The 18082-nt window shown below is 75.9% G+C and carries 19 protein-coding genes and 1 riboswitch; of the genes, 16 read left to right on the top strand and 3 right to left on the bottom strand.

Going from position 1 to position 18082, the window contains the following annotated elements:
- Nucleotides 1–19: 19 nt before the first annotated feature.
- Nucleotides 20–150, top strand: a riboswitch (cobalamin riboswitch).
- Nucleotides 151–183: 33 nt separating this feature from the next.
- From F1C76_12880 to cobA, 11 genes are read left to right on the top strand one after another with little or no spacing between them, the layout of a single operon-like run.
- A complete protein-coding gene (locus F1C76_12880; GenBank protein QNG37355.1) occupies nt 184–2232 on the top strand; it encodes a putative cobaltochelatase in 2049 nt (682 codons plus the stop codon).
- Nucleotides 2232–2846, top strand: a complete 615-nt coding sequence (gene cobO / locus F1C76_12875; protein QNG37354.1) for a cob(I)yrinic acid a,c-diamide adenosyltransferase — start codon at nt 2232–2234, stop codon at nt 2844–2846. The genes F1C76_12880 and cobO overlap by 1 nt, the downstream gene beginning before the upstream one ends.
- Nucleotides 2843–4231: a cobyrinate a,c-diamide synthase gene (locus F1C76_12870; GenBank protein ID QNG37353.1), complete on the top strand. Its 1389-nt coding sequence runs from the start codon at nt 2843–2845 to the stop codon at nt 4229–4231. Before cobO ends, F1C76_12870 begins: the two co-directional genes overlap by 4 nt.
- Nucleotides 4218–4904, top strand: coding sequence for an energy-coupling factor ABC transporter permease (locus F1C76_12865; protein QNG37352.1), 687 nt, complete (start codon nt 4218–4220; stop codon nt 4902–4904). The genes F1C76_12870 and F1C76_12865 overlap by 14 nt, the downstream gene beginning before the upstream one ends.
- Nucleotides 4901–5215 (top strand): energy-coupling factor ABC transporter substrate-binding protein, encoded by a 315-nt coding sequence (locus tag F1C76_12860; protein ID QNG37351.1) that lies wholly within the window; start codon nt 4901–4903, stop codon nt 5213–5215. The genes F1C76_12865 and F1C76_12860 overlap by 4 nt, the downstream gene beginning before the upstream one ends.
- Entirely contained in the window at nt 5212–5949 is a 738-nt protein-coding gene (gene cbiQ, locus F1C76_12855; protein QNG37350.1) for a cobalt ECF transporter T component CbiQ, read from the top strand. Before F1C76_12860 ends, cbiQ begins: the two co-directional genes overlap by 4 nt.
- On the top strand, nt 5946–6851 hold the full coding sequence (locus F1C76_12850) for an ATP-binding cassette domain-containing protein (protein ID QNG37349.1): 906 nt from the start codon (nt 5946–5948) through the stop codon (nt 6849–6851). Before cbiQ ends, F1C76_12850 begins: the two co-directional genes overlap by 4 nt.
- Nucleotides 6848–7186, top strand: a complete 339-nt coding sequence (locus F1C76_12845; GenBank protein ID QNG37348.1) for a cobalamin biosynthesis protein — start codon at nt 6848–6850, stop codon at nt 7184–7186. The genes F1C76_12850 and F1C76_12845 overlap by 4 nt, the downstream gene beginning before the upstream one ends.
- Nucleotides 7183–8196: a threonine-phosphate decarboxylase gene (locus tag F1C76_12840; protein ID QNG37347.1), complete on the top strand. Its 1014-nt coding sequence runs from the start codon at nt 7183–7185 to the stop codon at nt 8194–8196. Before F1C76_12845 ends, F1C76_12840 begins: the two co-directional genes overlap by 4 nt.
- Nucleotides 8193–9245, top strand: a complete 1053-nt coding sequence (gene cobT / locus F1C76_12835) for a nicotinate-nucleotide--dimethylbenzimidazole phosphoribosyltransferase (GenBank protein ID QNG37346.1) — start codon at nt 8193–8195, stop codon at nt 9243–9245. Before F1C76_12840 ends, cobT begins: the two co-directional genes overlap by 4 nt.
- Nucleotides 9245–10480 carry a uroporphyrinogen-III C-methyltransferase gene (gene cobA, locus F1C76_12830; GenBank protein ID QNG37345.1) on the top strand — a complete coding sequence of 412 codons (1236 nt, stop codon included), beginning with the start codon at nt 9245–9247 and terminating at the stop codon, nt 10478–10480. The genes cobT and cobA overlap by 1 nt, the downstream gene beginning before the upstream one ends.
- Nucleotides 10481–10622: 142 nt before the next feature.
- Here cobA and F1C76_12825 read toward each other — a convergent pair whose 3' ends face one another.
- The gene (locus F1C76_12825; GenBank protein QNG37344.1) at nt 10623–11270 is read right to left on the bottom strand and encodes a class F sortase; all 648 of its coding nucleotides are present in this window, start codon (nt 11268–11270) and stop codon (nt 10623–10625) included.
- Nucleotides 11224–12081 carry a hypothetical protein gene (locus F1C76_12820; GenBank protein QNG37343.1) on the bottom strand — a complete coding sequence of 286 codons (858 nt, stop codon included), beginning with the start codon at nt 12079–12081 and terminating at the stop codon, nt 11224–11226. The genes F1C76_12825 and F1C76_12820 overlap by 47 nt, the downstream gene beginning before the upstream one ends.
- A gap of 188 nt (nt 12082–12269) precedes the next feature.
- Here F1C76_12820 and F1C76_12815 point away from each other — a divergent pair, with 188 nt between their 5' ends.
- Both F1C76_12815 and F1C76_12810 read left to right on the top strand, forming a co-directional pair.
- Nucleotides 12270–12854, top strand: a complete 585-nt coding sequence (locus tag F1C76_12815; protein QNG37342.1) for a hypothetical protein — start codon at nt 12270–12272, stop codon at nt 12852–12854.
- A 33-nt stretch (nt 12855–12887) separates the two neighbouring features.
- Nucleotides 12888–13649, top strand: coding sequence for an SDR family NAD(P)-dependent oxidoreductase (locus tag F1C76_12810; GenBank protein ID QNG37341.1), 762 nt, complete (start codon nt 12888–12890; stop codon nt 13647–13649).
- Nucleotides 13650–13653: 4 nt separating this feature from the next.
- On the opposite strand, the gene F1C76_12805 is transcribed toward F1C76_12810, so the two are convergent.
- Nucleotides 13654–14352 (bottom strand): (2Fe-2S)-binding protein, encoded by a 699-nt coding sequence (locus F1C76_12805; protein ID QNG39221.1) that lies wholly within the window; start codon nt 14350–14352, stop codon nt 13654–13656.
- 115 nt (nt 14353–14467) lie between these two features.
- Here F1C76_12805 and acs point away from each other — a divergent pair, with 115 nt between their 5' ends.
- From acs to F1C76_12790, 3 genes are all read left to right on the top strand, one after another.
- Nucleotides 14468–16435, top strand: a complete 1968-nt coding sequence (gene acs / locus F1C76_12800) for an acetate--CoA ligase (GenBank protein QNG37340.1) — start codon at nt 14468–14470, stop codon at nt 16433–16435.
- Between the two features lie 160 nt (nt 16436–16595).
- Entirely contained in the window at nt 16596–17099 is a 504-nt protein-coding gene (locus F1C76_12795) for a phage holin family protein (GenBank protein ID QNG37339.1), read from the top strand.
- 4 nt (nt 17100–17103) lie between these two features.
- The gene (locus F1C76_12790) at nt 17104–18045 is read left to right on the top strand and encodes an alpha/beta hydrolase (GenBank protein ID QNG37338.1); all 942 of its coding nucleotides are present in this window, start codon (nt 17104–17106) and stop codon (nt 18043–18045) included.
- Nucleotides 18046–18082 lie beyond the last annotated feature (37 nt).

Genomic DNA, 18082 nt, shown 5'->3' with positions numbered 1-18082 from the left:
GCGGGCCTGTCGCCCGGAGGGGGGCGCGTGGTCTGATGGCCTTCGAACTGCGACGGCAGTGGAGGAAGCCGGTGCGACTCCGGCGCGGTCCCGCCACTGTCAGCCCCCCGGGGTGAGCCAGGAACTCCAGCCGTCGCCTCCTGCTATCTCCGGGCGCGGACACCCGGGGAGAGGACCGCATCCGTGGTGTACCCGTTCAGTGCTGTCGTCGGGATGGACGACATGCGTCTGGCCCTGCTGCTCAACGCCGTCTCCCCGGCCGTCGGCGGCGTGCTCGTGCGTGGGGAGAAGGGGACGGCGAAGTCGACCGCCGTCCGCGCGTTGGCCGCGGTCCTGCCGCCGGTCGCCGTCGTCGCCGGCTGCCGCTTCGGCTGCGACCCGGCCGCTCCGGACCCGGACTGCCCCGACGGCCCGCACCTCGCCGACTCCCCCGCTCCGCAGCGTCCGGCCCGGCTGGTCGAGCTCCCGGTCGGCGCCTCGGAGGACCGGCTGGTCGGCTCGCTGGACATCGAGCGGGCGCTCACCGAGGGCGTGAAGTCCTTCGAGCCCGGCCTGCTGGCGGCCGCGCACCGCGGCGTGCTCTACGTCGACGAGGTCAACCTGCTGCACGACCACCTGGTCGACCTGCTGCTGGACGCCGCCGCGCTCGGCCGGGCCTACGTCGAGCGCGAGGGCGTCTCGGTGCAGCACGCCGCCCGGTTCCTGCTGGTCGGCACCATGAACCCCGAGGAGGGCGAGCTCCGCCCCCAGCTGCTGGACCGCTTCGGGCTGACCGTCGAGGTCGCCGCACCGCGCGAGCCCGAGCTGCGCGCCGAGGTGGTCCGCCGCCGGTTCGCCGCCGACGCCGACCCCGCCGGCTTCTCCGCCCGCTGGGACGGCGAGGAGACCGCGCTCGCCGACCGGATCGCCGAGGCCCGCGAGCGCCTGCCCCGGGTGGTGCTCGGCGACGACGCGCTGCGCCAGGTCACCGCCGTCTGCGCCGCCTTCGAGGTCGACGGCCTGCGCGCCGACATCGTCACCGCCCGCGCCGCCATCGCGCACGCCGCCTGGTCGGGCCGGGAGACCGTCACCGAGGACGACGTCCGGGTGGCTGCCCGCCTCGCGCTTCCGCACCGCCGCCGGCGCAACCCCTTCGACGCCCCCGGCCTGGACCCCGACACCCTCGAGCAGGCCCTGGACGACGCCCGCCCCGAGGAGCCCGACGACGACCCGACGCCGCCCGAGGGCGACGGCGGCGGCCAGCCCGAGGAGACCGGCGAGGGCGCCGGGGAGACCCCACCCGGCCGCGACGGCACGGAATCCGATGCGGACAGCACGGATGCCCCGCCGTCCGCAGGGGATCCCATGCCCCCGCGGGGCGAGGCCGACGACACCGACGGGGACACCGCGACGCCCGTCCCGGCCCCCGAGCGGGCCGCCGTCGACCCGGGCGAGGCGTTCCGCGCCCGCCGCCTCGAGGTGCCCGGGATCGGCGAGGGCGTGGCCGGACGACGGTCCAAGGCGCGCAGCGACCGCGGCCGCGTGGTCGGCTCCCGGCGTCCCGAGGGCGCGGTGACCCGGCTGCACCTGGTCGACACCGTCGTCGCGGCCGCCCCGCACCAGCGGGCGCGGGGCCGCAGCGGACCGGGACTGCGGCTGCAGAAGGAGGACCTGCGGCAGGCCACGCTGGAGGGCCGCGAGGGCAACCTGGTGCTCTTCGTCGTCGACGCCTCGGGCTCGATGGGCTCCGCCGACCGGATGGCCGCGGTCAAGGGCGCCGTCCTCTCGCTGCTCGTGGACGCCTACCAGCGGCGGGACAAGGTCGGCCTGGTGACCTTCCGGGGCTCCGGCGCCGAGCTCGCCCTCCCGCCGACCTGGTCGGTCGAGGCCGCCGCGGCCCGGCTGACCGGCCTGCCGACCGGCGGCCGTTCGCCGGTCGCCGCCGGGCTGCTGCGGGCGCACGAGACGCTGCGCGTGGAGGCCGTCCGCGACCCCCGGCGCCGTCCGCTGCTGGTGCTGGTCACCGACGGTCGGGCCACCGGCGCCCGCGGGGTCGACCACCTCGGCGAGGCCCGCCGGGCCGCCGGGCTGCTGCGTGCCGCGGGGACCGCGGGCGTGGTCGTGGACTGCGAGGCCGGGCACGTCCGGCTCGGCCTGGCCGGCGACCTGGGCGCGCACCTGGGTGCCCGCACCCTCCGCCTCGACGAGCTCGGCGCCGAACAGCTCGTCCGCACCGTGAAGGCGGCTGCCTGATGCCCCAGGGACAGGTCACCGCCGTTCCGGTCGACGGGCTCACCACCCGCCAGCGCCGCAACCGGCCGCTGCTCGCCGTGCACACCGGGGAGATGAAGGGCAAGTCCACCGCCGCCTTCGGGATGGCGATGCGCGCCTGGAACCAGGGCTGGTCGATCGCGGTCTACCAGTTCGTCAAGAGCGCCAAGTGGAAGGTCGGCGAGGAGAACGTGCTGACCACCCTGGGCCGGCTGCACACCGAGACCGGTGAGGGTGGGCCGGTCGTCTGGCACAAGATGGGCTCGGGCTGGTCGTGGTCGCGCAAGCACGGCGAGGAGACCGACCACGCCGCCGACGCCGCCGAGGGCTGGGCTCAGATCAAGCGCGACCTGGCCGCCGAGGCGCACCGGTTCTACGTGCTCGACGAGTTCACCTACCCGATGAAGTGGGGCTGGGTGGACGTCGAGGACGTGGTCGAGACGATGCGCGCGCGGCCCGGGAACCAGCACGTCGTGATCACCGGGCGCACCGCGCACCCGGCGCTCGTCGAGGCCGCCGACCTGGTCGTGGAGATGACCAAGGTCAAGCACCCGATGGACGCCGGGCAGAAGGGCCAGCGGGGGATCGAGTGGTGACCACCGTCCCGCGGATCGTCCTGGGCGCGCCGTCCTCGTCCTCGGGCAAGACGTCGATCGCCACCGGCCTCATCGCCGCCTTCACCGCCCGCGGGCTGACCGTCTCCCCGCACAAGGTCGGCCCGGACTACATCGACCCCGGCTACCACGGCCTGGCCGCCGGCCGTCCCGGTCGCAACCTGGACAACTGGCTGGTCGGCGAGGACCGGATCGTCCCGCTGTTCCTGCGCGGCGCGACCCACCCGACCCCGGCCGACGTGGCCGTCGTCGAGGGCGTGATGGGCCTGTTCGACGGCGCCAGCCACCCCTCGGTGGAGCCCGGCTACGGGTCGACCGCGCAGGTCGCCGCCCAGCTGCAGGCCCCGGTCGTGCTGGTGGTCGACGCCTCCGCGCAGGCCCGCAGCGTCGCCGCCGTCGTGCACGGGTTCGCCACCTTCGACCCGACCGTCCGGCTCGGCGGGGTGGTGCTCAACCGGGTCGGTTCCGACCGGCACGAGGCGATCCTGCGCGAGGCCCTCGGCTCGGCCGGGGTGCCGGTGCTCGGTGCCGTCCGCCGGATCGAGGCGCTGCAGACGCCGTCCCGGCACCTGGGCCTCGTGCCCGCCGCGGAGCGGTCGGCCGAGGCCATCAACACGGTGCGTGCGCTCGGTGCGGTGGTGGAGTCCAGCGTCGACCTCGACGCCGTCCTCCGGCTCGCCCGCACCGCCCCCGACCTGCACGCCGACCCGTGGGACCCGGCCACCGAGGTCACCCGCGCCGAGGGCCGCCCGGTGGTGGCCGTGGCCGGTGGACCCGCGTTCACCTTCGGCTACGCCGAGACCGCCGAGCTGTTGGCGGCCGCCGGTGCCGAGGTGGTCACCGTCGACCCGCTCCGGGACGCCGACCTGCCCCCGGGCACCTGCGGCCTCGTGGTCGGCGGCGGCTTCCCCGAGGTGCACGCCTCGGCGCTGGCGGCCAACGTCGGGCTGCGGACGGCGATCTCCGCCCTCGCCGACCGGGGCGCCCCCATCGCCGCGGAGTGCGCCGGGCTGCTCTACCTGGCCCGCGAGCTTGACGGCGAACCGATGTGCGGCGTCCTGGACGCCGGCGCCGCGATGCACCCCCGGCTCACCCTGGGGTACCGCTCGGCGGTCGCGCTGACCGACAGCGTGCTGGCCCCGGCCGGCACGCGGGTGCGCGGGCACGAGTTCCACCGCACCCGCACCGACCCCGGCGCGGGTGCCACCCCCGCCTGGCAGTGGAACGCCGACGGGCCCGAGGGGTTCGTGCAGGGCGCCGTGCACGCCTCCTACCTGCACCTGAACTGGGCCGGGTCACCGACCATGGCCACCCGCTTCGTCGCTGCGGCGGCCCGCGTCCAGGAGGTGGCCCGTGCACATCGCTGAGGGTTTCCTGCCCCCCGTCCACGCGATCGGCTGGACCATCGCCGCGGCGCCCTTCGTCGTCCACGGTGCGCGGGCGGTGGTCAAGGAGGTCCGGGAGAACCCCGAGTCCACCCTGCTGCTCGGTGCGGCCGGGGCGTTCACGTTCGTGCTCAGCGCGATCAAGCTGCCCTCGGTCACCGGCTCCTCCTCGCACCCCACCGGCACCGGGCTGGGCGCGATCCTCTTCCGGCCACCGGTGATGGCCCTGCTCGGCACGGTGGTGCTGCTCTTCCAGGCGCTGCTGCTGGCCCACGGCGGGCTCACCACGCTGGGCGCCAACGCGTTCTCCATGGCCATCGTCGGACCGTGGGCGGGCTACGGGGCCTACCGGCTGGCCCGCAAGGCCTCCGGGCAGCTGCTGGTCGGGGTGTTCGCCGGCATGGCCATCGCCGACCTCGCCACCTACGTCACCACCTCGCTGCAGCTGGCCCTGGCCTTCCCCGACGCCTCCACCGGCTTCCTCGGTGCCGCCGTGAAGTTCCTCGGCGTCTTCGCGGTCACCCAGGTGCCGCTGGCGATCGCCGAGGGCCTGCTCGGCGTGCTGCTGTTCCGGGTGCTGACGGTCAACGCCCGGCCCGAGCTGGAACGCCTCGGCGTCCTGAAGCCCCAGCCCACCGAGGAGGCCACCCGATGAGCCGTCGGCACTGGGTCACCCTCGCGCTGGTGCTCGGGGTGGTGGCGCTGTTCGCGCTGCCGCTGCTCTTCGGCGCCCCCAGCGACTACGCGGGCACCGACAGCCTGGCCACCGAGGCCATCGAGGCGTCCAACCCCGACTACGTGCCGTGGTTCGACCACGTCTTCTCCCCCGGCTCCTCCGAGGTCGAATCCGGCCTGTTCGCGCTGCAGGCCGCCATCGGCGGCGGGGTGCTGGGCTACGTGCTCGGTCGCCTCCGTGGCCGCCGGGCGCAGCGCGAGGCCACCGCGAAGGACGACGTCACCCCGTGACCGGTCTCGCCATCGACGACGCGGCCTGGGCCTCGGCCTGGCGTCCGCGCGCGGTCGGCGACAAGGTGCTGCTCTCCCTCGGGCTGGTGCTGTGTGCCCTGGTGCTGCCGGTCTGGCCGGGCTCGGTGCTGGTCGGGGTGGCCGCCGTCGTCCTCGCGCTCGGCCCGGCCCGGGTGCCCGCCCGGGTGTTCGGCCGCGCCGTCCGGCTGCCGTTGGTGTTCGTGACCATCGGGGCGGTGACGGCGGTCGTATCGGTGTCCGGCGACGGGATCGGCTGGGCGCCGGACGCCCTCGCCGTCGGCGGCGGGCTGGTCGGGCACGCCCTGGCCGGCGGTGCCGCGGTGATGCTGCTGGCCACCACCACACCGGTGTCGGACCTGCTGCCCGCGTTGCGCCGGGCCCGGGTGCCCGGCGCCGTCGTCGAGGTCGCGTCGGTGACCTACCGGCTGCTGTTCGTGCTGCTGGAGTCGCTGCGCACCATCCGCGAGGCGCAGACCGCCCGGATGGGCTGGACCGGGTTCCGCCGCTCCTACCGCTCCGCCGGCATGCTGACCGCCGCCGTCCTCACCCGCTCCTGGGACCGGGCCCGGCGGCTGCAGGAGGGCCTGGCCGGCCGCGGGATGGAGACCGACCTGCGGGTGCTGCCCGAGGTCCTCCCGTCGTCCCGGCTGTTCCTGACCGCCACCGTCCTCGGCCTCGCCGCGCTGGTCGCGACCACGCTGGTGCTCGCGTGAGCCACCAGCAGCTCGCCGCCCTCGACCTGGTCGTCGGCTACACCCGGGGCCGACGGGTGCTCGACGGCGCCTCGCTGACGATCCCCGAGGGCCGCCGGCTCGCCCTGCTGGGCGCCAACGGATCGGGCAAGACCACGCTGCTGCGCTGCCTGTCCGGGGCGCTGGAACCCACCTCCGGGCAGGTCGTCGTCGACGGGGCGCCCGTGCGGTACAGCCGCGCCGGGCTCAAGGCGCACCGCCAGGAGGTCCAGCTCGTGCTGCAGGACCCCGACGACCAGCTGTTCAGCGCCTCGGTCGCCCAGGACGTGTCCTTCGGCCCGCTCAACCTGGGGCTCACCGACGACGAGGTGCGCGCCCGGGTCGCCGAGGCCCTGGAGCTGCTCGCCGTCACCGGCCTGGCCGCCCGGCCCACCCACCAGCTGTCCTTCGGCGAGCGCAAGCGGGTCGCCATCGCCGGCGCGGTCGCGATGCGGCCCTGCGTGCTGCTGCTCGACGAGCCCACCGCCGGTCTGGACCCCTCCGCGGTCACCGAGGCGCTGGCCGCGCTCTCCCGGCTGCAGGGGTCCGGCTCCACGGTGGTGATGAGCACCCACGACGTCGACCTCGCGCTGGGCTGGGCCGACGAGGTCGCCGTCGTCGTCGACGGCCGGGTCGTGCAGGGCCGCCCCGAGGTCGTGCTCGGGGACGACGACCTGCTCGCCCGCGCCCGCCTCGACCGCCCCTGGACCCTCACCGTCGGTGCCCGCCTCCGCGAGCTGGGCCTGCTGCCCGAGGGCGTCCTCCCCCGCGACACCGCCGCCCTCCTCGCCGCCCTGGGCCCCCTGACGAAGGAAGCTCTACACCCCCTCATCAGCTCGTCCGGGGGTGCAGAGCCTCCTTCGTCGGGGGGTGCGGGGCGGTGAGGGTCGTCGGGATCGGGGCGCGCCGCGGGGTGAGCGCCCAGGAGGTGCTGGCCGCCGTCGACGCCGTCGGCGGGCCGGTCGACCTGGTGGCCACGCTCGACCGGCGGGCGGCCGAGCCGGGGCTGCGGGACGCCGTCGCGCTGCGCGGCTGGGCGCTGTCCGCGCACGCCGCGACCGAGCTGGACGGCGTCGCCACCCCCACCTCCTCGGCACGGGTGCGGGCCGCCGTCGGCACCGGGAGCGTCGCCGAGGCGGCCGCGCTGGTCGGCGGGGGCGAGCTCGTCGTCCCCCGCACGGTGCACGGCCGGGTCACCGTGGCGGTCGTGCTCCGGTGACCGACCTGCACCACCACGGGGACGCCGAGGCCACCCCGGGCCTGGTCGACCTCGCCGTCAACGTGCGCGCCGGGGCACCGCCGGCCTGGCTGCGCGCGGTGCTGCACGCCGCGGTCGAGGACAGCGCCGCCTACCCCTCGCAGGACGCCGCCCGCGCCGCGGTCGCCGCCGCGCACGGGCGCCCCGAGGACGAGGTGCTGCTCACCGCCGGCGCCGCGGAGACGTTCACCCTGCTGGCCCGGGCGCTCACCCCGCGGCACGCCGTCGTCGTGCACCCCTCCTTCACCGAGCCCGAGGCCGCGCTGCGGGCCGCCGGCCACGCGGTGCACCGGCACCTGCTCGCGGCGCCCTCCTACGCGCTCACCGCCCCGGACGAGCACGCCGACCTCGTCGTGCTGGGCAACCCCACCAACCCGACCTCGGTGCTGCACCCCGCCGACGCGGTCGCCGCGCTGTGCCGCCCGGGCCGGGTGACCGTGGTCGACGAGGCGTTCGCCGACACCGTGCCCGGGGAGCCGGGGTCGCTGGCCGGCCGGCGTGACCTGCCCGGGCTGCTCGTCGTCCGCAGCCTCACCAAGACCTGGGGGCTGGCCGGGCTGCGGGTCGGCTACGCCCTCGGCCCGCCCGACCTGGTCGCGATGCTGGCCGCCGCGCAGCCGCACTGGCCGGTCTCCACCCCCGCGCTCGCTGCGCTGGTCGCCTGCACCTCCGAGCGCGCCCGGGCCGAGGCCGAGGCGGTCGCCGTCGAGCTGACGGCGCACCGGGCCGCCCTGCTCGCCCTCCTCCCGCCGGGGGTCACCGTGGTCGGGGAGCCCCGGTCCTCCTACGTGCTGCTCGCCGTCCCCGAGGCCGACCGGGTGCGCCGGGAGCTGCGCGGGCGCGGCTGGGCCGTGCGGCGCGGCGACACCTTCCCGGGCCTGGCCCCCGACCACCTGCGGGTCGCCGTGCGCGACCCCGACACCTCGGCTGCCTTCGCCGCCGCCCTCACTGCGATCCTGGAGTCACCATGAGCCTGCTCGACGAGACGATCGCCGCGATCACGCCCCGGGACCCCGCCGCCGAGCGGGCCGCCCGCGAGCGCCTGGACCGGATGACCAAGCCCCCGGGCTCCCTGGGCGTGCTCGAGGACGTCGCTGCCCAGCTGGCCGGCACCGCCGGGGTGTGCCCCGCACCGCTGCCCACCCCGGTCGCGGTGGCCGTCTTCGCCGGTGACCACGGCGTGCACGCCCAGGGCGTCACCCCCTGGCCGCAGGAGGTGACCGCGCAGATGGTGGCCAACTTCGCCGCCGGCGGCGCCGTGGTCAACGCCTTCGCCGCGCAGCTGGGCGCCGACGTCGTCGTCGTGGACGTCGGGGTGGCCTCCCCCACCGCACCGTCCCCGGGGTTCCTGGACCGCAACGTGCGCCGCGGCACCGCCGACCTCGCCGTCGGCCCGGCGATGACCCGGGACGAGGCCCGCCGGGCCGTCGAGGTGGGCATCGCGGTGGCCACCCAGCTCGCCGCCGACCACGGCTGCCTGGTCACCGGCGACATGGGGATCACCAACACCACCGCGTCGGCCGCGCTGGTCTGCGCGTTCACCGACGCCACCCCCGCCCAGGCCACCGGCCGCGGCACCGGGGTCGACGACGCCACGCTGGACCGCAAGGTCGACGTCGTCACCCGCGCGCTGACCCGGCTGGACGCCGACGCCGACCCGCTCACCGTGCTCGCCGAGGTCGGCGGGCTCGAGCACGCCGCGCTGGCCGGGTTCGTCCTGGGCGCGGCCGCCGCCCGGGTGCCGGTGCTGCTGGACGGCGTCATCGCGGGCTCGGCCGCCCTGGTCGCGGCCGCGCTGTGCCCCACGGCGGTGGAGCACGCGCTGGCGGGACACGTCTCCGCCGAGCCCGGGCACGCCTTCGCCCTGCGCGCGCTGGGCCTGCGCCCGCTGCTCGGCCTGGACCTGCGGCTGGGCGAGGGCACCGGCGCGCTGCTGGCGTACCCGCTGGTCGCCAGTGCCGCCCGGGCGCTGCAGGACGTGGCCACGTTCGACTCCGCCGGCGTCACCGAGAAGGCCTGATGCCGGCCACCCCCGTCGACCCCCGCCTGGGCGTCGTCTACCCCGTCGGGCTGCGGCTCACCGGCCGGCGCGTCGTCGTCGTCGGTGGCGGCCAGGTCGCGCACCGGCGGGTCGCCGGTCTGCTCGAGGCGCACGCCGACGTCGTCCTGGTCAGCCCCGAGGTCACCCCGGCCCTGGAGGCGCTCGTGCAGCCCGGGTCGCTGACCTGGCAGGCCCGGCCCTACGCCGACGGCGACCTGGACGGCGCCTGGTACGCCGTCGCCGCCACCGACGACCCCGAGGTCAACGCCGCGGTCACCGCCGAGGCCGACCGGATGCGGGTGTTCTGCGCCCGCGCCGACGACCGCTCGCAGTCCAGCGCCTGGACCCCCGCGGTCGGCCGGCAGGGCGACCTCGTCGTCGGCGTGCACGGCGGCGGCGACCCGCAGCGGGCCGTCGGCGTCCGGGACGCGGTGCTGGCCGGCCTGACCGACGGCAGCATCGCCGACACCGTCTCCCGCCCCGCCGACGGCCGCGGCAGCGTGGTCCTGGTCGGCGGCGGACCCGGCGACCCCGGCCTGGTCACCGTCCGCGGCCGACAGGCCGTGGCCACCGCCGACGTCGTGCTCGCCGACCACCTCGCCCCGCAGTCGCTGCTGTCCTCGCTGCCCGCGCACGTGGAGGTCATCGACGCCTCGAAGCTGCCCCGCGGCCGGTCGATGGCCCAGGAGCAGATCAACGCCCTCCTCGTCGAGCACGCCCTGGCCGGAAAGCGGGTGGTGCGGCTCAAGGGCGGCGACCCGTTCGTCTTCGGCCGCGGCTGGGAGGAGCTCGAGGCCTGCGCGGCCGCCGGTGTCCCGGTCGAGGTCGTGCCGGGGGTGACCAGCGCGATCGGCGTCCCGGGGCTGGCCGGCATCCCGGTCACCCACCGCGGGATGACCCACGAGTTCGTCGTCGTCTCCGGGCACGTCCCGCCCGGGCACCCCGCCTCGTTGGTGGACTGGCCCTCGCTGGGCCGGCTGCGCGGCACCCTCGTCGTCCTCATGGGCGTGGACACCGCACCGGCCATCGCGGCGTCCCTGGTCGAGCACGGCCGGGCCGCGGACACCCCGGTCGCCGTCGTCGTGGACGGCGCCAGCCCCACCCAGCGCCTGCTCCGCACGACACTGGCCGACCTGGGGCAGACCCTCACCGACGAGGCCGTCCGCCCGCCGGCCGTCTGGGTGGTCGGCGACGTCGTCGCCCTGGGCGCCTGACCCCCTCTTTCCCCCTCCCCCTCCCCCCTCCCCCTCCCCCTGGTGTTGATCATGGGGTTGTTGCCGGGGGCGCGCCGGTGTGCGGCGTGTCCGCCGGCAACGACCCCATGATCACCGGGGGGCAGGAGCGGGTGGGTGTCCCTCAGACGACGGAGGCGAACACCACCACGTTCTCCTCGCTGGCACCGGCCGAGGAGTCGTACTCCCCGCCGCAGGTGACCAGGGCGACGTCGGCACCCTCGGGGTGGCCGTTGAGGGCGTCGGAGAGGTCCGAGGTGGCCTTGTCCAGGCCGGTCAGCGGGTCCTCGATCACCTGGAGCTGCAGCTGGGTGCCGGCGGCGTCGGTGAGGACGACGGCGTCCCCGGGCTCCAGGTCGGCGAGCCCGTCGAACACGCCGGCCTCGTCCCCGGGCACGTCGTGGCCCAGGACCACGGCCATCTGTCCGGACCCGGGCTGCGGGCCGTCGGACCACCAGGACGTGGTGGCCATGCTCTCCGGGACGCCGTAGCCGGTCACCGGCTGCCCGGTGAACGGGTTCTCGTACTGCACGGTGCCCCGGGACTCCACCGGTGCCTCCACGCCGATCGCCGGCACGCTGAGCGAGGCCGGGACGATGGGGGTGGACGCGACCGCTGCGTCGGCGGCCGGATCGGTCACCTCGTCGTAGCCGTAGACGAACCCGCCGCCGACCAGGGTCAACAGGACGACGAGGACGGCCAGGCCCGAGCTCGAGCCGCCTTCCTCAGCCGGTGACGCCACGACGGCCCCGCAGCCACAGCGCGGACGCACCCGCGGCGCTCAGCACGCCCAGCCCGGCCAGCGCGAGCGGGGCGTGGCTCTCCTCGCCCGGGGCGCCACCGGTGGGGGCGTATCCGGGGTAGGCGACCGGCTGGACGGCAGCCGGGGCGCTCGTCGGGGCCGGGCCCGTGGTGGTCGGCGCGGCCGGGACGGCCGGGGCGACCGGCGCGGTGGTGGTCGGCGCGGCCGGGGCGGCACTCGGGATCAGCGCGGCCAGGCAGGAGACGAAGTCCAGGACGACGGGGACCAGGCTGGTCACCCCGCCGATCACGACCTCGATCTGGGCGGTCACGTCCTCCTGCCCACCGGCCAGCAGCTCGGCCAGCCGCTCGGGACCGAGGAGGTCCCGCAGGTCGTCGATGCTCAGCGGGATGGTGGTCGCCGCCGAGGTGCTCGACGTCCCCGGCACCGGGACCAGGTCGCCGCCGGGCAGGCCGGCGAGCAGCCCGCCCAGGCCGGCCAACCCGCCCACGACGTCGGTGATGGACATCTGGATGCCGGTGGCCAGGCCGTCCACGCAGGCAGCGCCGGCGGAGACGGACTCCAGCGGGTCGGGGAGAGCGCCCGCGCCGGGGAGCGAGGGCAGACCCGCGCCGGACGTGGGGACGGCGGGCGAGACCGTCGGGGACGGGGTCGCGGTCCCCGCGGGCAGCGGCAGGCCGGGCAGCGGCAGGCTCGGCAGGCTCGGCAGCGCGGGTGCGGCCGACGCGATCGCCGGGGTGCCCAGCACGACGACGGCGGACAGCAGGCCGGTGGTGAGCAGCCGCCGTCCGGTGCGGGACGAGGGGTGGGACTGGGGCACGGCGGCGACCTCCGTTGGTCGGGACGGGCGGAGGGGCCCGCAGCAGGCCCCGGCTGACCGGACAACGACAGCTGTGTCCGCGGGTGACGGACAACTCCGGGACTCGTGACGGATCGGTCCCGGGCGTCCGGCGTCGGCTACCGTCGGGGAGGACCGGCGGGTCCGTCCGCCCGGCCTGTGGAGGTCCCGTGGAACCCGTGCTGCTCCTGGTCCTGCTGATGCTGCTCGTGGCCGGCACCGTCGTGACCGGCACCGTGGTGGGCACCCGCCGCGCCGTCCGGGCGCTGCGGTCCAGCAGCACGGTGCGCCGGGCCGGCGAGCTGGGCGGCTACGCCACCCTCGCCGTCGGGGTCGCCCGACACCCCGCCCGGGTCGACCGCACCGCCGGCGTCCTGGCCGCCCGGGTGACCGCGGCGTCGGTGACCCTCCAGCGTGAGGTGGCCGTCGCCCGCCGGGCCGGTGCCCACCTGGGCGAGGTCCCCACCGTGCTCCCCCGGCTGGCCGACGAGGGCTTCGCGCTGTCCCGCGCGCTGCGCCTGGTCACCACCACGGCCTCCGACCACTCCACCGAGCTCCACGAGGCCGCCCGCGCCCACCTCGCCGTGGTCGCCGACGTGACCGCCGCCGTCCGGGCCTCGACCGCCCTGCCGGCCGCGCACGGCATCGGCGACGAGGCGGCCCGGGTCGCCGCCGACCTGAGGGCCTACGCCGGCGCCTACCGCGAGCTGGTCCGGCCCACCGAGGCATCGAAGCCGGGCGCCGCGGGCAGTTAGGTCGTACACGACCTACTTCACGAGGAGCTCGACATGACCGACCCCACCACCCCCCTCGACGGGAAGGTCGCCCTGGTCACCGGCGCCTCCTCCGGCATCGGCGCGGCCACCGCCCGCGCGCTGGCCGCCGCCGGGGCGTCCGTGGCGATCGGTGCCCGTCGCGCCGACCGGCTCGAGGCCCTCGCCCAGGAGCTGCGCGCCGAGGGCGCCACCGTGCTCACCGTCGACCTCGACGTCACCGACGAGGCGGCCTGCGCGGCCGCCGTCGCGCGCACCCGGGAGGAGCTCGGTGGGCTCGACGTCGTCGTCAACTCCGCCGGCCTCATGCTGCTCGGCCCGATCGTGGACGCCGACACCGAGGACTGGCGCCGGATGATCACCACCAACGTGCTGGGCACCATGTACGTCACGCACGCCGCGATCGAGGGCCTGGTCGCCCAGGGCTCGGGCGACGTGGTGAACATCAGCAGCGTCGCCGGCCGGGTCGCCCGGTCCGGTGCCGGGGTCTACAACGCCAGCAAGTGGGCGGTCAACGCCTTCTCCGAGTCCCTCCGCCAGGAGGTCACCGCCCAGGGCGTGCGGATCTCCCTGGTCGAGCCCGGCGCCGTGGACACCGAGCTGAACGACCAGATCACTAACGAGCAGGCCCGGAAGACGTCGAAGGAGAACTACGCGTCGATGCGCTCGCTGCAGGCCGAGGACGTCGCCCGGGCCATCCTCTACGTGGTCACCCAGCCGGCCGCGGTCGCCGTCAACGAGGTGCTCGTGCGCCCCACCGACCAGACCCAGCCCTGACCGGTCACCCCATCCGGGCGGCGGTGTCCTCCAGCAGGACCTGCCGCTCGGCGGCGTCCCGGCGCGGGCAGGACGTGCACAGCACCTCGTGCGGCACCCGCCAGATCTGACAGCACGACGCCCGCCGGGTGAACCGCTGGCCGCCCGCCTCGACGAACCTCGGGGCGGGCAGACCCGCCTCCCGGGCCAGCGGCCCGGCCAGGGCGGTGACCGCGCCGACGTCCCGCCGCGACCGGCCCAGCGCGAGCAGCTTGTTGGCCAGCGCGTCCGTGGCGATCGCCCGAAGCGGCGCCTCCCGCAGGCCGCCGGCCTCGGCCACGGTGGCCACGACCGCGGCCAGGGAGTCGCGCAGCTCCACCACCACGTCCCCGGTGGCCGCCGTCGCGGTGGCCGCCCACGGCAGGTCCCCGACCACGTGCAGCGTGGTGTCCTCCAGCCGCGCCGACAGCGCCCGGCCGGCCACCAGCCCGGCCAGCGCCGGACCCAGCAGCACCAGGGACGCCGAGTACCACCAGAGGGTGGCCAGCACCCGCCGGTCCGCGGTCCGGCCGGTCACCGCCTGGAGCTCCAGGTGCTCGGTGGTCCACGCGACGTCGGCCAACGCCGTCCCGGCCAGCGGCCGCGAGCCCGGGGGCACCAGCAGCCCGAGGGTGGCGGCGCCGGGGAACCGGGCCGCGACGGCCGTCTGGGCGTCGTCCGGCAGGGTCACCGGCCCAGTCTGACCGCCGACCTGCCGGTCGGCGCCCCGGCGCCCTAGGGTCGGACCCCAGGCAGCGTCGCCGGTCCCTCGCGCGACGCCGGAGACCCGAGGAGACGCCGTGAGCGAGACCGAGACCCAGGGCCTGTCCAGCGAGATCCCGGCCGGCGGTGTGTTCGACCCGCCCACCGCACTGGCCGAGCACGCGAACGTCACGCAGGCCGACTACGACCGTGCCGCCGAGGACCGGCTGGGCTTCTGGGCCGACGCCGCCGGCCGCCTGGAGTGGTCGAAGCCCTGGGAGGAGGTCCTGGACTGGACGAACCCGCCCTTCGCGAAGTGGTTCACCGGCGGCGAGCTCAACGTCGCGGTCAACTGCGTCGACCGGCACGTCACCGCCGGCAACGGCGACAAGGTCGCCTACCACTGGGTCGGTGAGCCCGGGGACACCCGCACCATCACCTACGCCCAGCTCAAGGACGAGGTCTCGAAGGCCGCCAACGCACTCACCGCGCTCGGCGTGCAGTCCGGCGACCGGGTCGCGGTCTACCTTCCGATGATCCCCGAGGCCGTGATCACGATGCTGGCCTGCGCCCGCATCGGCGCCGTCCACATGGTCGTGTTCGGCGGCTTCTCCCCCGACGCCCTGGCCTCCCGCATCGAGGACGCCGGCGCGAAGGTCGTCGTCACCGCCGACGGCGGCTTCCGCCGGGGTGCGCCCTCGGCGCTCAAGCCCGCGGTCGACGAGGCCCTGACCAAGGTCGCCGGCGTCGAGCACGTGCTGGTGGTCAAGCGCACCGAGCAGGACGTCGAGTGGACCGAGGGCCGCGACCAGTGGTGGCACGACCTCGTCGACGGCCAGTCCACCGAGCACGAGGCTCAGGCCTTCGACGCCGAGCACCCGCTCTACATCATGTACACGTCCGGGACGACGGCGAAGCCCAAGGGCATCCTGCACACCTCCGGCGGCTACCTCACCCAGGTGTCCTGGACGCACTGGGCGACCTTCGACCTGAAGGCCGACACCGACGTCTTCTGGTGCGCCGCGGACGTGGCCTGGGTGACCGGCCACTCCTACATCGTCTACGGCCCGCTCTCCAACGGCGCCACCTCGGTGATGTACGAGGGCACCCCGGAGACCCCGCACCGCGGCCGCTGGTGGGAGATCGTCCAGGAGTACGGCGTCTCGATCCTCTACGCCGCCCCGACCGTCGTCCGCACCTTCATGAAGTGGGGCGCCGAGGAGCTCGAGCCCCTCGACCTGTCCACCCTGCGGGTGCTCGGCTCGGTCGGTGAGCCGATCAACCCCGAGGCGTGGCTCTGGTACCGCAAGAACGTCGGCGGCGGGACGGCGACGGTGGTCGACACCTGGTGGCAGACCGAGACCGGCGCGCACATGATCGCCCCGATGCCCGGCGTCGTGGCCACCAAGCCCGGCTCCGCGCAGCGCGCGATCCCCGGCATCTCGGCTGCCGTGGTCGACGAGGAGGGCAAGCCGATCGAGCCCGGCGCCACCGGCTACCTGGTGCTCACCGAGCCGTGGCCGGCGATGCTGCGCACGATCTGGGGCTCCGACGAGCGCTACGTGGAGACCTACTGGTCGCGCTACGGGAACAACGTCTACTTCGCCGGGGACGGCGCCAAGCTCGACGAGGACGGCGACATCTGGCTGCTCGGCCGGGTGGACGACGTGATGAACGTGTCCGGGCACCGCATCTCCACGACCGAGGTCGAGTCGGCCCTGGTCAGCCACCCGACGGTCGCCGAGGCCGCCGTCGTCGGGGCGACCGACCCGCAGACCGGCCAGGGCATCGTGGCCTTCGTGATCCTGCGCGGGGACGCCACCGACTCCGGTGAGGACCTGGTGAAGACCCTGCGCCAGCACGTCCGCAAGGAGATCGGCCCGATCGCCTCGCCGCGGCAGATCATGGTCGTGGCCGAGCTGCCCAAGACCCGCTCGGGCAAGATCATGCGCCGCCTGCTTCGCGACGTGGCCGAGAACCGCGAGCTCGGTGACGTCTCGACGCTCACCGACTCCTCGGTGATGGAGCTCATCGGCTCCAAGATGCCGAGCTCGACGGAGGACTGACACCGCCGGTGGAGTGCCAGGGCGCGGTTTTCGCGTCCCTGGCACTCCATCAGGGGTGGCCCCGCGGCTCGGGGCGCGCGGCGCACTGGCCGATGAGGCACGATCATGACCAGACCGGGGCCGACCCACGGCAGCACCCGCAGTACTCGAGGAGGACCCCGTGGCCCACAGCGCGCCGACGACCCGACTGTCCGGAGAGCCGGCCGGTCCCCAGGAGCCCTCCATCGGCTCTCTCGCGCAGAGCGCCATGGCCGACGTCTCCACCCTGATCCGCAGCGAGATCGAGCTGGCCAAGGCCGAGGTCGGCTCGTCGGTGAAGAAGGTCGGCATCGGCGGGGGGCTCATCGCGGCCGGCGCCGTGATGCTGGCCTTCGCCTCGATCTTCCTGTTCATCGGGCTGGCCGAGCTGATCACCTGGCTGGGGCTGCCCCGCTTCGTCTCCTACTTCATCGTCTTCGGCGCCCTGGTGCTCTTCGCCGCGCTCGCGATCATGGTCGGCGTCAAGCTCACCAAGAAGATGCGCAAGCCCGAGCGCACGATCGAGACGCTGAAGGACCTGCCCGACGTCATGCGCCGCGAGCTCCCCGGCCAGCGTCAGCGCGACCTGCCCGTGGTGCGCGACGGGCAGTTCGCCCGGCAGGACCCGCACTCCCGCCTGGGCTGACCCGGTGACCGACGCCGGGGCCCCGCGGGTCCCGGACGGCGCCCCCGACGCGACCAGCGTGCTCCTGCCCGGGCCCTGGCGGCACCGCGACATCTCCGCCAACGGGGTCAGGTTGCACGCCGCCGAGGCCGGAGAGGGCCCACTGGTCCTGCTGCTGCACGGGTACCCGCAGTTCTGGTGGGCCTGGAGGCACCAGCTGGTGGCCCTGGCCGACGCCGGGTTCCGGGCCGTCGCGGTCGACCTGCGCGGCTACGGCGGCAGCGACAAGCCCCCGCGTGGCTACGACCTGCCCACGCTGTCCGCCGACGTGGCCGCCGTCGTCCGGGCGCTGGGTGAGTCCGACGCGGTCGTCGTCGGGCACGACTGGGGCGGGCTGCTGGGCTGGACGATGGCCGCGCTGCACCCCCGCACGGTCCGCGGGCTGGTCGTCGTGTCCTCCGCGCACCCCCGCGAGCTCCGCTCGGCGATGACCTCGGGCGCCCAGCGCCGGGCCTCGCGGTACGCCCTGCGCTACCAGCTTCCCCGGCTGCCCGAGCGCCGCCTGACCCGGGACGACGACGACCCGGTCGCCGAGCTGCTGCGCCGCTGGGCCGGCCCCGACTGGGTGCACACCACCGACTTCGCCGAGGCCGTGGAGCGCTACCGTCAGGCCGCCCGGATCCCGCAGGCCGCCTACGGCGCGATGGAGTTCCACCGCTGGGCGTTCCGCTCCCAGCTGCGTCCGGACGGTCTGCGCTACGCCCGCCGGATGGCCGCCCCGGTCACCGCCCCCACCCTGCAGCTGCACGGCGCCCTCGACCGCTGCATCCTGCCCGCCACCGCCCACGGGTCCGGCCGCTACGTCGCCGGCGCCTACGAGTGGCGCGAGCTCCCCGGCATCGGCCACTTCCCCCACGAGGAGACCCCCGACGAGGTCAGCGCCGCCATAGCCGCCTGGGCCCGCTGACCCGCCCTCCCCCCGGGCTTCGATCAGCTCCGACGAC

It is taken from the genome of Geodermatophilaceae bacterium NBWT11, assembly GCA_014218215.1.
Lineage (GTDB): Bacteria > Actinomycetota > Actinomycetes > Mycobacteriales > Geodermatophilaceae > Klenkia.
Note: the sequence above shows the minus strand (reverse complement) of the source record. Positions and strands in the feature narration are given on the sequence as shown.

Excerpts from the sequence above, each read along its gene's own strand:
- cobO (QNG37354.1), top strand. The coding sequence starts at position 2,232 with ATGCCCCAGGGACAGGTCACCGCCGTTCCGGTCGACGGGCTCACCACC.
- F1C76_12860 (QNG37351.1), top strand. The coding sequence starts at position 4,901 with ATGAGCCGTCGGCACTGGGTCACCCTCGCGCTGGTGCTCGGGGTGGTG.
- cobT (QNG37346.1), top strand. The coding sequence starts at position 8,193 with ATGAGCCTGCTCGACGAGACGATCGCCGCGATCACGCCCCGGGACCCC.
- cobA (QNG37345.1), top strand. The coding sequence starts at position 9,245 with ATGCCGGCCACCCCCGTCGACCCCCGCCTGGGCGTCGTCTACCCCGTC.
- F1C76_12810 (QNG37341.1), top strand. The coding sequence starts at position 12,888 with ATGACCGACCCCACCACCCCCCTCGACGGGAAGGTCGCCCTGGTCACC.